The sequence below is a fragment of the Halanaerobium sp. genome (genome assembly GCF_003070835.1).
Genome location: NZ_QBLR01000021.1, coordinates 1 through 11,843 on the forward strand (window position 1 = coordinate 1; position 11,843 = coordinate 11,843).

Below are 11,843 nucleotides of genomic sequence, written 5' to 3' on the forward strand. Positions count from 1 at the left end.
GGAAAAAAACGCAGCGCAAATGAAGATAATTATTTTATAAATGAAAATATTAATTTTTTCATGGTTGCTGATGGGATGGGGGGACATGCAGCTGGAGAAGTTGCCAGTCAGACTGCAGTAGATTCAACTGCTGATTTTGATTTTGATCTATCAGATCCACTTGCAAGTCTCAAAACTTTAACTTTTAAAATTAATCAGGAAATAATTAAAAAAAGTCAGCAAAAAACTTATTATCAGGGTATGGGGACTACATTTGCTGCTGTAATAATTAAAGATCACAGGCTTTATTTTGTTAATCTAGGTGACAGCCGCATTTATTTATATAATAAAAGCAGCCAGAGTTTAAAGAAAATTTCTCAGGACCATTCACTAGTGGCTGATCTGCTGCGTGAAGGAAAAATTACCAAAGCAGAAGCTTTTAATCATCCTAAAAAAAATATAGTTACTCAGGCTCTTGGTCTGGAAGATAGTCTTGATTTAGATAAGGGACAGCTAGAAATTTCCACAGATGATTATATACTGTTGTGCACAGATGGTTTAACAGATATGGTCAGAGAAGAAAAAATAGAAAATATTTTTAAAGAGAATACAGATCTGGAGTCAGCAGCTGATGAACTCCTTCAGAGAGCTCTTAGTAATGGTGGCCTGGACAATGTTACTTTAATAGTTGCTGGTTTCAATGAAAAATAATTACTGTTTGATGATAATTGAGGTGAATTTATGCAGGGTAAGATTTTAAATAACCGTTATAAGATAATAAAAGAAATAGGACGTGGAGGAATGGCAATTGTTTATTCAGCCCGAGATACACTTCTAGAAAGAAGAGTTGCCTTAAAAATGCTGCGGCCAGAATATAAGTCTGATGATGAATTTATTGATAAATTCAGGCAGGAAGCCCGGGCTGTAGCCAGATTATCCCATCCTAATGTAGTCAGCATTTATGACATTGTAGTTGACGAAGAAAGAATCTATCTTGTAATGGAAATTGTAGAAGGTAAAACTTTAAAAGATTTAATTAAGGAAAGAAAAAAGCTGTCTATTGCTGAATCATTAGAAATCGCAGGTCAGATAGCAGCTGCTCTTTCTATAGCTCATGGTAATCAAATTGTACACTGTGATATAAAACCACATAATATAATCTTAAATGATGAACATGAGGTTAAGGTTACTGATTTTGGGATTGCAAGAGCTGTCAGTAATTCAACAGTCAGAGTAACTGAAACTGTTGTTGGAAGCGCTCATTATTTTTCTCCTGAACAGGCAAAAGGAGGAGAGATCAAGGCTTATTCTGACATCTATTCTCTTGGTGTTGTTCTCTATGAGATGACTACAGGAGAACTGCCCTTTCATGGTGAAAGTCCGATTTCAGTTGCTTTAAAACATATTCAGCAGCAGCCAGTTGAGCCTTCAAAAATTAACAATGATATACCTGATGAGGTCAATGATCTGATTATGAAGGCAATAGCCAAGGAGCCAGCCGACCGCTTTCAGGATGCTTATGAAATGCGGCAGCAGATAACTTACTGTCTTAAAAATCTTAAATCTGGAAATAAAAAAGATGATAAAAAAGATGATTTCAATGCTGATGAAACTAGAGTTATGAAAAAATCAGATTTTGATTTTTTAACTAATTCTAAAAAAGGCTCTGGCAATACAGCAGAGGAAGAACAGGAAAATAAAGAAGAAAAGAAAAAAGTTGAAACCAGGAAAAGTTTTTTCAAACAAAAAAATGATGATAAAACTGAGTCTGATCAGGATATTCAATCTTCAGATTCAGAAAAAGAAGCTGCTGATATTAGCAGACAGGAAAAAAGCAAAACAGATAAAAAGTATAAAAAGCTTCTTTTAATTACAACTGCAGTTATACTTTTTTTCCTAATTTCTGCAGGTGGAGTTGTTTTCTTTTTCAACCAGTATACAAGTGTGCCGGTGGTTGAGGTTCCTGAAATAGAAGGGAAAAGTTTAAGTGAGGCAAGAAAATTAGCTTCAGAAGTAGGCCTTAACTTAGTTGAAAATGAAGAAAGAGTTTTTAGTGAAGAAATAGCTGCTGAACACATAGTAAGCCAGCAGCCAGCTGCTGGAGAACGAATCAAACAGAGCCGGCCGCTAAATATTACTGTGAGTAAGGGTCCACAGTTAATAGAAATCCCAGATTTTATTGGTTCTTCATTAAGAGAGGCACTAATTGAATTAGATAATCTTTCTCTGAAAAGTGGAGATATCCAGTATATATTTAGACTTTCAGAAGAACCAGGAACAGTTATCAATCAGATCCCAGCTGCTGGAGCTGAGGTGGAAAAAGGAAGTGAAATTACTCTTTTTGTCAGTCGGGGTGAGCGTGATATATCTGTTAGAATGCCTGATTTAAGTGGTTTGAGCCAGGCTGAAGCATTTGAATTATTAAAAGAAAATGGTTTAAATATTGGTCAGGTCAGTGTAGAAAGTTCAGACCGTTTTGCTGATGGACAGGTTATCTCTCAGAGTGTACGCGCCGGGGAATATCTTCCCCGAGGTATCGCAGTCGATTTTGTAGTCAGCCGCGGATCTAATTTTGCTTCTGATGAAGATTATAATCTAAATAGAATTTCCGTAAATGTTACAGGTAATGAAAGCAGAGAGGTTAGAATTGTAATTGAGGATGATAATGGTGAAGATCAGGTTTATCAGGCTATACATGAACCTGGAGATAATATAATTAGAGATATTATAAGTCAGGGAGAGACTAAGATAAAAATATACTTTGATGATCAGTTAATTAAATCAGAAAGTTTTGGGGGATGATAATTTAGATGAAAGGAATTTTAGTTAAGTCAATAGGAGGTTTTTTCTTTGTAGCTGATCAAAACAAAAAAATTTATCAGTGCAGAATTAGAGGTAAAATCAGAGAAAAAATTTATCCTGGAGATTATGTTGAGATTGATAAAAAAAATAAAATTCTGGAAGAATTCTATCCCCGAAAAAATCTGTTAAGAAGGCCAAAGGTGGCCAATGTTGATCAGGTGGTAATAATGCACTCTGTTAAAAACCCTGATTTTAAGCCATCACTGCTGGATAGATTTTTGCTGCTTGTGGAAAGCTCTGGTTTTGAACCGCTGATAGTAATCAACAAAATCGATCAGGCTGAGTCCGAATTCAAAGCTGAATTTGAAGAATTTAAAGCAGCGGGTTATCAGCTGCACTTTATCAGTGTCAAAGAAAATAAAAATTTAGAGCAGTTATTTGATAAACTCAATAAAAAAATTAATGTTTTGACCGGGCCTTCAGGAGCTGGTAAATCTTCATTTTTGAACAAAGTTATAGAAGATGCTGATCTAAAAACTGCTGCAGTCAGTAAAAAATTAAAAAAGGGAGTTCATACAACGAGGATGGTGGAACTATTATCTCTACCCAACCAGGGTTGGGTCGCAGATACTCCTGGATTTTCTTCGATGTCAAAACTGAACCTTGATATTGAAGCAGATGATTTATCCTGGTATTTTCCGGAGATCGCAGCATATAATAATCAGTGTAAGTTTAACCGCTGTACACACCTCCATGAGCCTGGTTGTGTTGTTCAGGAAAAGGTAGAGAATGGAGAAATTTCAAAAAGGAGATATCAAAGTTATCAACAGTTATATAATGAACTTAAAGAAAAGGAGAGAAAATACTAATGAAAACAGAATTTGCACCATCACTGCTTGCTTCTGATTTTAGTCAGTTAAAAGACCAGATTCAGCTGGTTAAGGATGCTGACTATTTACATTTAGATGTAATGGACGGTCATTATGTACCAAATATAACTTTTGGGCCGGGTCTGATCAGTGCTGTCAGAAAGCACAGTCAGCTTCCATTTGATACTCACTTAATGATCAGCAAGCCTGAAAGGTATATCAAAGAATTTGCCGAAGCCGGCTCAGATATTTTAACTGTTCATTTAGAGGCAACTGATCATATTCACCGGGTAATTCAGCTGATTAAAGAACAGGGAATAAAAGCGGGCGTATCTTTAAACCCGGCCACACCTGTAGAAAGTTTAGAGTTCATTCTGCCAGAACTGGATCAGGTTTTAATTATGTCAGTTAATCCAGGTTTTGGAGGACAGTCTTATATCCCCCAAATGACAGCAAAGATTGCTAAATTAAAAAGAATAATTTTAGAAAATAATTATCAATGCAAAATAGAGGTTGATGGAGGGATAAAAAATCATAATCTGCAGGAAATTGTAAAGGCTGGAGCTGATATAATAGTAGCCGGCTCAGCAATTTTTGGTTCGGAAGATCCCTCTCAGGCGCTGGCTGAAATGAGGAGTACTGCTGCTGATGTCTAAAAAGAAGGCGCTTTTAGTTCTTAATGGTGAATTTGATTTAAATAAGAAGAAATTGGAACTGATTATTAAAAAAGAAGGGATAGATTTTATTATCGCAGTTGATGGAGGTAGCAATAAACTTAAAAAATTGGAGCTGCTGCCTGATCTGATTATTGGAGATTTGGATTCAATTACTGAAGAAAATAAAAATCATTTTAGGAAAGAAAAGGTAGAAATCATAAAACATCCTGTTGAAAAAGACCAGACTGATAGTGAAATTGCTGTTGATTACTGTAAAGAAAATGATTTTGAGCAGCTTTATCTAACTGCTGCCTTAGGTGGTAGAATTGATCAGCAGCTGGCCAATTTAAATTTATTAGAATATATTTATGAAATAGATTTAGAAGCAAAGATAATTTCAGATAAAATTGAGATTGCTATAATTGACCAAAAGAAAAAATTTTTAGCGAAAGAAGGTTATCGACTTTCTTTAATTCCTCAAAGCAGTACTGTCCGCGGTCTGAGTATTAAAGGCTGCAAGTATAATCTTACTAATCAGGATATTTTTCGCTCGCAGAGCAGAGGCATCAGCAATTTAATTGAGAGTGAGCAGGCTGAAGTCAGGTTAAAGAGTGGTCTATTAATTTATGTATTAGAAAAATTAAAGTAGAGAGCAGAGAGTAGATGGAGGTAATAATGGATATTTATCAAAAAGCATTAAAATTACATAGTGATCATCAGGGGAAAATTGAAGTTAAATCAAAGGTTAGAGTTCGCAATAGAGAGGAATTAAGTCTTGCTTATTCTCCTGGGGTGGCAGAGCCCTGCAGAGAAATTGAGAAAAATCCCGAAAAAATTTATCAGTATACAGCACGCGGCAATCAGGTTGCTGTTGTTTCTTCGGGTACAGCTGTTTTAGGTTTGGGAGATATCGGACCGAAAGCTGCTCTGCCGGTTATGGAAGGAAAAGCAGTTTTATTTAAAGAATTCGCAAATGTGGATGCTTTTCCTTTATGTGTTGGTACAAAAGAAGTTGATCAGATTGTAGAGTTTGTAAAACTGCTGGAGCCGACATTTGCCGGGATTAATTTAGAAGATATTTCCGCTCCGAAATGTTTTGAAATTGAAGCCAGACTAAAAGAAGAAACAGAGATGGCAATTTTTCATGATGATCAGCACGGAACAGCAATAGTTGTTCTGGCAGCGGTGATCAATGCCTTAAAACTTGTAAATAAAGAACTTGATCAGATTAAGATTGTTGTCAATGGGGCGGGGGCAGCAGCTACAGCAGTTTCCAAACTGCTTTTAGATGCAGGAGCTAAAAATTTAATTATCAATGATAAAATTGGAATTTTAAACTCAAATAATATAGAACAGTATGACTCTCTGCGTCAGGATTTAATTAAAAAAACCAATCCTGATGATTTGAGTGGAGGACTGACAGAGGCTATTAAAGATGCTGATTTATTTATTGGTTTATCTGTAGGTAATATTTTAAAAGCAGAAATGGTTGAGGAGATGGCAGCTGATCCCTTGATTTTTGCGATGGCCAATCCAACTCCCGAAATTGATCCAGAAGTCGCTTTAAATGCAGGTGCAGCAGTAATTGCAACAGGAAGATCAGATTATCCAAATCAGATCAATAATGTGCTTGCTTTCCCTGGTGTTTTCAGAGGGGCGCTTGATGTTAGAGCGTCAGAAATAAGTGAAGGGATGAAAATTGCAGCGGCTGAAGCTATAGCAGAACTTGCTGCTGATAATCTTTCAGCTGAGTATATCATTCCGGACCCTTTTGATCAGCGGGTTGTTCCGGCGGTGGCTTTTTCAGTTGCTCGGAATGCAGTTAATAATTATCTAGCTCAGCTTGATCTGAATGAAGAGCAGTTGAAAAGTAAAATTAAAAAGAATTTAGATAAATTAAAAACACAATAAAGCCATATTAAAGCACTAAAGGGAGCAGATTTATTTTGAAATAAATCTGCTCCCTTCTTTGTTTAAATCTTAATTTAGTAAGCTCTTTCAACCTTACCTGACTTAAGACACTGAGTACACACTTTAATTCTTTTTGGTGAACCATCAACAATTGCTTTAACTTTTTTAAGGTTTGGACGCTGAGTTCTTTTTGTAGAACTTGTAATGTTACGACCAACCCCACCTTTTTTCTTAGCTTTACCACGTCTCTGTATGCTATTGGCTTTATTTCCACCTTTGCCACAAATTTCGCAGACTCTGGACATAGGAAAACACCTCCTTAATAAAATTTATCTCAGATTATATTTTAACATAGATAAACAGCCTTTAGCAAGTTAATTAGAATAATTCTACAAAAATATAAATTTATATATGCAGGAAAGTATAATTTTATCTTGAAATAAATAATAAATGAGGATTAATTTAGGCAGCTCTGTTGATTTATTTCTTGCATAGAGGCCTTATATAAGATAGAATAATTATGTATGAAAAGAGGTGTAAAGAATGGAAAAAGAATTAACAAATGAACTTGGTAAGATAATAATTGATGAAGAGGTAATAGCTAAAACGGCAGGTATTGCTGTAATGGAGTGCTATGGTCTTGTTGGTATGTCTTCTAGAAGTGTGCAGGATGGTCTTGCAGATCTTTTAGGTTGGGATAATATTAGTAAGGGTGTTGGTATTGATATTAGTGAAGATAAGGTTCATCTTGATTTAAACATCATTGTTGAATACGGAACTAATATTCATGAAGTAGCTCATAATGTTATGGAAAGAGTTCGCTATACCCTCGAAAATAAAGTTGGAATTGAAGTAGTAACTATAGATGTAAATGTAAGGGGAGTGAGGGTTGGCGATGCCAATTAATAATAAAGAAAAAATTACTGCAGTAGATGCAGAACAATTTAAAGATATGATGTTTACCTCACTATACTGGCTCAAAGAACAAAAATCTTTTATTGATTCTTTAAATGTTTTTCCGGTGCCAGATGGTGATACGGGTACAAATATGTATTTAACTTTTAAGGAAGCTGTATCCAGTCTGGAGGACAAAAGCTCTAGAAGTGTTTCAGAACTGGCTGCAGCGCTCTCTAAAGGTGCATTAATGGGAGCTAGAGGAAACTCAGGGGTTATACTCTCTCAGCTGATCAGAGGTTTTGCACAGGCCCTTAAAAACAAGAAGAAGATGAAAGTTAAAGATTTAGCTAATGCACTTAACAAAGCTTCTGAAGTTGCCTATCATGGTGTTTTGAAACCAGTAGAAGGAACAATTTTAACTGTCTCGAGAGAGGCTGCCGAAAAAGCTCAGGCAGAGATGGATTCTGCTGCTGATATTATAGAACTATTTGAAATAACAATTAAGGCTGCAGAAGAATCTTTGGAGAGGACTCCAGAGCTGCTGGCTGCTTTAAAAGAAGCAGAGGTTGTAGATGCTGGAGGTCAGGGATATTTAACCATCCTTGAAGGAATGCTCAAAGGGTTAAAAGGAGAAAAGATCGAATATCAGGCGGCTGCAGCTGATTCTAAAACTAGAAAGAAATCTGAGCCTGCAGAAGATATTAAATTTACTTACTGTACCCAGATGTTGATTGAAATTGACAGCCGTAAATCTAATATTGACCGTATGATTGACAGGATTAGAAAAGATATGCAGAGTTATGGGGACTCAATTATGGTAGTTGGAAGTGATGATGTTATTAAGATTCATGTTCACACCAACCATCCTGGTGTTTTATTAGAATACGGTCTTAAAAAGGGTAAAGTTTTTGATATTAAAATTGATAATATGCGCAAACAAAATCAGGAAAAAGTTCAGCGGGAAAATGACACTGATTTTGATCATTCTAAGTTCCATCAGGATAAAAATGCAGACTCTGCTGTTGAAGCTAAAGAGAATAAACCACCGAAAGAGGTGGCAGAAAAGAATGAACTTAAAACAGCAGAAGTTTCTGAGCAGGAAGATTCAGAAATTGTGGTAGAGAAAAATACTGGGATTATTTCTGTAGCTAATGGTGAAGGTGTAGTTAATATTTTAAAAGAGCTTGGAGTTGATTATGTTATTAAAGGTGGACAGTCAATGAATCCTTCCACCAATGATTTTCTCGAGGTTGTAGAGAGAATGAATACTGATCAGATCATTATACTCCCCAATAATAAGAACATTATTTCTGCGGCCAAACAGGTTTCAGAACTGAGTGAAAAAGAGATAGCAATTATTGAAACTCGTTCTATTCCGCAGGCAGTCACAGCACTAATGATTTTTGATGACCAGGCTTCTCCTGCAGACTTAAAAGAAAGTATGGAAGCAGAAATTAAGTATGTTAAAACACTTGAGATAACACAGGCTGTTAAAGACTCTAAAATTAATGGTCTGGAAATAAAAAAAGATAGTTATATCGGACTGAAAGATGGAGATATCTTAGTTAGTGCTGATACAGAAAGAGAAACTGTAATTAATTTATTAAATAAAGTGGCTGAAGATGAAGAGCTGGTCACTATTTATTATGGTGAAGGCATAACTGAGGCAGAAGCAGAAGAAATCAAAGCTATTATGGAAGAAAACTTTGATTTTGATGAAATAGAAATCTATCCAGGAGGACAGCCACTTTATCCCTTCATAATTTCATTAGAATAGGATGTGTTAATATGATAGCTCTAGTAACTGACAGCACCTGTGATTTACCTGCAGAGATTCTGGCTAAATACCAGATTGAAATTGTACCCTTAACTGTACATTTTGACGAAGATACCTATTATGACAAAGTTGATCTGGATAGTGAGGAATTTTATAAGATGATGGAATCTGCAGCTGATTTACCAACAACTTCACAGCCATCTGTTGGGCTTTTTATGGATAAATATCAAAAATTAGCTGCAGAATATGATCAGATAATTTCGATTCATTTGTCCTCTGCTCTAAGTGGTACCTGTGAGTCAGCAAGACTGGCAGCTGCTCAGCTGGAAGATTTGAATGTTGAGATAATAGATTCTAAATCAACAAGTACGGGTCTGGGCTTTATGGTACTGCTGGCTGCGAAAATGATTAAAGAGGGAAAAAATCTTGAAGAAATTAAGGAAAAAATTCTAGAAGAGAGAGAAAACATTACTATCTATTTTACTGTTAACGAACTAAGTTATCTGGAAAAAGGAGGAAGAATTGGTAAAGCACAGGCTTTTTTGGGTAGTATATTTAATTTTAATCCAATTTTAGAACTTTCTGCTGTCACTGGAGAAATCACTCCCAGGGAAAAAATAAGAGGCTATAAGAAAACAAATCAGAAAATGATTGATTTAGCTTTAAATGCTGCTGAGGACAGTGAAAAAGTTAATTTCGCTTATATTTATGGTAAAGATAGTGGTAATTATCAGCAGTTCAAAGAACTTTTTGAAGCAGATTTAAACGCACAGGATGATTTTAAATATCAACTTTTAGAAAATAAAATTGGAACTGTTTTAAGTTCTCATACAGGTCCTCAGGTTTATGGGATTGTTATTTATAGAGGAGAATTATTGAGCTAATGAAACTTAAACTTTCAGATGAAGTGCAGTTTGTTAAAGGTGTTGGGCCCAAATGGGCCGAACGCCTTTCCAAATTAGAGATTAAAACAGTCAGGGATCTTTTTTATTATTTTCCCCGAGAATATGAGGACCGCAGCCAGATTAGCCAGATCAAATATACTGCTCCAGGAGAGCAGGTTAATTTTAAGGTTGAAGTTTTAAAAATTGACTATCAGAAAATCAGATATAATCTTGATTTACTGCGGGTTACTTTTTCTGATGGCAGTGATGTGGTAAATGGAATCTGGTATAATCAATCCTATCTGCGGGACCAGTTTCAAAAAGGGGATAAATATATAATCAGCGGCAAAATTAGTGAAAAAAACTGGCACAAATATAAAAGAAAAGAAATAAATAATCCTGTTTACGAAAAATTGGGTTCTGAAGCTTCGGTCTTAAATACAGGACGAATTGTTCCCATTTATTCATTAACTGAAGGCATTACTCAGCGCAGGCTGCGCCGGGTGATTGCTAATGCTTTAAAAAGTCATGCTTTTTTACTTGAAGATGAATTGCCAGAAATTATTTTAAAAGAGCATAATTTTCCTGATTTAAAAACATCTATTCTTGGTATGCACTTTCCTAAAAATGATAAACATCAAAAATTTTCTCGCCGCCGGCTGGCTTTTGAGGAGTTTTTTTATCTGCAGCTTTATGCTCTGGAAGAAAAGAAAAAATATAAAGAGCTCCAGGGTATTGAGCATCAATTTAAAGAAGAAGAGAGCAGCAAGTTTCTTGCAGCTCTTGATTTTGAGTTGACATCGGCTCAGAAGCGGGTGAGTTTTGAGATTAGAAAAGATATGGAATCTAAAAAAACTATGTCTAGACTGCTGCAGGGAGATGTAGGCTCAGGTAAAACTGTAGTTGCAGGTCTGGCGCTACTGCAGACTATGGCGAATGGCTATCAGGGAATTTTTATGGCGCCAACAGAAATCCTGGCTGAACAGCACTTTTTGAATTTTAAAGAACTTTTAGCTGACTTTGATTATAATATTTCTCTGCTGACAGGTAGTGTGAAAACAGCAGAGAGACAGGAGATTGAAGCTGAGATAGAAACTGGAAAAACTGATTTAATTATTGGTACTCATGCTCTTTTTCAGGAAAGTTTAAATTATGATAATCCGGGTCTAATAGTTATTGATGAACAGCACCGCTTTGGTGTAGAGCAAAGACACAGTCTAAAAGAAAAAGGTGACAGCCCTGATTTATTAATTATGACAGCAACACCGATCCCGAGATCAATGGCCATGTTAATTTATGGAGATCTTGATCTTTCGGTAATTGATGAGATGCCGCCGGGGAGAAAAGAAATAGCTACTTTCTGGAGAAGAGAAAATAGACGAAAACAGATTTATTCATTTTTAAAAGAAAAAATAGAATCAGGGAGGCAGGCCTATATAGTCTGTCCCCTGATTGAAGAATCAGAGGAAATGCCGGAACTTGTATCTGCAGAAGAGCTATTCAATGATTTAAAAACTGGATTTTTTAAAGAACAGAAGCTGGCTTTAATTCACAGCTCAATTTCTGCAGCAGAAAAAAAAGAGATTATGGAAAAATTCCGAGATGGTGAGATTGATATTCTGGTAGCAACAACTGTAATTGAGGTTGGGGTAGATGTAAGCAATGCCAGTATTATGATCATCGAAAATGCAGAAAGATTTGGACTGGCCCAGCTGCATCAGCTCAGGGGAAGAGTTGGCAGAGGCCGTCATCAGTCTTACTGTATTTTGATTTCTGATCCTCCGGGAGAAGAAGCTGCTCACCGCCTGGAAATTATGTGTAAAAGTAATAATGGTTTTTTAATTGCCGAAGAAGATTTAAAGATGCGGGGTCCGGGGGAATTTTTTGGAACCAGACAGCATGGGATCGATGATTTAAAAGTAGCCAGTTTAATTGATGATCAGGAGCTTCTGGTTGAGGCAAGGGATGAAGCTCAAAAGATTGTAGGAATAAAAGACTGGCAGCAGCAGTATCAAAAGTTAGCAGAAATTATTTCAAAAATAGAATTAAAGATTTAATTATATCTGGA

Annotated in this window: 11 protein-coding genes; 10 read left to right on the plus strand and 1 reads right to left on the minus strand. The window is 35.9% G+C overall.

All coding sequences use genetic code 11. The features are described from left to right. The 6 genes from CI949_RS04085 to CI949_RS04110 form a co-directional block, all read left to right on the plus strand. On the plus strand, positions 1-690 hold a 690-nt coding region (locus CI949_RS04085; protein WP_290763239.1), incomplete at its 5' end, for a Stp1/IreP family PP2C-type Ser/Thr phosphatase. Between the two features lie 30 nt (positions 691-720). Beyond that, entirely contained in the window at positions 721-2,781 is a 2,061-nt protein-coding gene (locus CI949_RS04090; RefSeq protein WP_133530213.1) for a protein kinase domain-containing protein, read from the plus strand. An 8-nt stretch (positions 2,782-2,789) separates the two neighbouring features. Continuing rightward, complete coding sequence (rsgA, locus tag CI949_RS04095; protein ID WP_133530212.1) at positions 2,790-3,650, plus strand: ribosome small subunit-dependent GTPase A; 861 nt, start codon at positions 2,790-2,792, stop codon at positions 3,648-3,650. Beyond that, on the plus strand, positions 3,650-4,306 hold the full coding sequence (gene rpe, locus CI949_RS04100; RefSeq protein ID WP_133530211.1) for a ribulose-phosphate 3-epimerase: 657 nt from the start codon (positions 3,650-3,652) through the stop codon (positions 4,304-4,306). The genes rsgA and rpe overlap by 1 nt, the downstream gene beginning before the upstream one ends. Next, positions 4,299-4,955, plus strand: a complete 657-nt coding sequence (locus tag CI949_RS04105) for a thiamine diphosphokinase (RefSeq protein WP_133530210.1) — start codon at positions 4,299-4,301, stop codon at positions 4,953-4,955. Before rpe ends, CI949_RS04105 begins: the two co-directional genes overlap by 8 nt. A gap of 26 nt (positions 4,956-4,981) precedes the next feature. Continuing rightward, positions 4,982-6,217 (plus strand): NADP-dependent malic enzyme, encoded by a 1,236-nt coding sequence (locus tag CI949_RS04110; RefSeq protein ID WP_133530209.1) that lies wholly within the window; start codon positions 4,982-4,984, stop codon positions 6,215-6,217. 74 nt (positions 6,218-6,291) lie between these two features. On the opposite strand, the gene rpmB is transcribed toward CI949_RS04110, so the two are convergent. Next, positions 6,292-6,522 (minus strand): 50S ribosomal protein L28, encoded by a 231-nt coding sequence (gene rpmB / locus CI949_RS04115; RefSeq protein ID WP_014552945.1) that lies wholly within the window; start codon positions 6,520-6,522, stop codon positions 6,292-6,294. A 238-nt stretch (positions 6,523-6,760) separates the two neighbouring features. On the opposite strand from rpmB, the gene CI949_RS04120 reads away from it, so the two are divergent. Genes CI949_RS04120 through recG form a run of 4 tightly spaced genes read left to right on the plus strand, consistent with a single transcriptional unit; the run spans position 6,761 to position 11,832 of the window. Continuing rightward, entirely contained in the window at positions 6,761-7,123 is a 363-nt protein-coding gene (locus CI949_RS04120; RefSeq protein WP_108139725.1) for an Asp23/Gls24 family envelope stress response protein, read from the plus strand. Then, the gene (locus CI949_RS04125; protein ID WP_133530208.1) at positions 7,113-8,891 is read left to right on the plus strand and encodes a DAK2 domain-containing protein; all 1,779 of its coding nucleotides are present in this window, start codon (positions 7,113-7,115) and stop codon (positions 8,889-8,891) included. The genes CI949_RS04120 and CI949_RS04125 overlap by 11 nt, the downstream gene beginning before the upstream one ends. A gap of 11 nt (positions 8,892-8,902) precedes the next feature. Next, on the plus strand, positions 8,903-9,775 hold the full coding sequence (locus CI949_RS04130) for a DegV family protein (protein WP_133530207.1): 873 nt from the start codon (positions 8,903-8,905) through the stop codon (positions 9,773-9,775). Next, positions 9,775-11,832 carry an ATP-dependent DNA helicase RecG gene (recG, locus tag CI949_RS04135; RefSeq protein ID WP_133530206.1) on the plus strand — a complete coding sequence of 686 codons (2,058 nt, stop codon included), beginning with the start codon at positions 9,775-9,777 and terminating at the stop codon, positions 11,830-11,832. The genes CI949_RS04130 and recG overlap by 1 nt, the downstream gene beginning before the upstream one ends. The last annotated feature ends 11 nt before the right edge of the window (positions 11,833-11,843 follow it).

Coding starts and splice junctions, on each gene's coding strand:
- CI949_RS04090 (WP_133530213.1), top strand. CDS start 721: ATGCAGGGTAAGATTTTAAATAACCGTTATAAGATAATAAAAGAAATA.
- rsgA (WP_133530212.1), top strand. CDS start 2,790: ATGAAAGGAATTTTAGTTAAGTCAATAGGAGGTTTTTTCTTTGTAGCT.
- rpe (WP_133530211.1), top strand. CDS start 3,650: ATGAAAACAGAATTTGCACCATCACTGCTTGCTTCTGATTTTAGTCAG.
- CI949_RS04105 (WP_133530210.1), top strand. CDS start 4,299: ATGTCTAAAAAGAAGGCGCTTTTAGTTCTTAATGGTGAATTTGATTTA.
- CI949_RS04110 (WP_133530209.1), top strand. CDS start 4,982: ATGGATATTTATCAAAAAGCATTAAAATTACATAGTGATCATCAGGGG.
- rpmB (WP_014552945.1), bottom strand. CDS start 6,522: ATGTCCAGAGTCTGCGAAATTTGTGGCAAAGGTGGAAATAAAGCCAAT.
- CI949_RS04120 (WP_108139725.1), top strand. CDS start 6,761: ATGGAAAAAGAATTAACAAATGAACTTGGTAAGATAATAATTGATGAA.
- CI949_RS04125 (WP_133530208.1), top strand. CDS start 7,113: ATGCCAATTAATAATAAAGAAAAAATTACTGCAGTAGATGCAGAACAA.
- CI949_RS04130 (WP_133530207.1), top strand. CDS start 8,903: ATGATAGCTCTAGTAACTGACAGCACCTGTGATTTACCTGCAGAGATT.
- recG (WP_133530206.1), top strand. CDS start 9,775: ATGAAACTTAAACTTTCAGATGAAGTGCAGTTTGTTAAAGGTGTTGGG.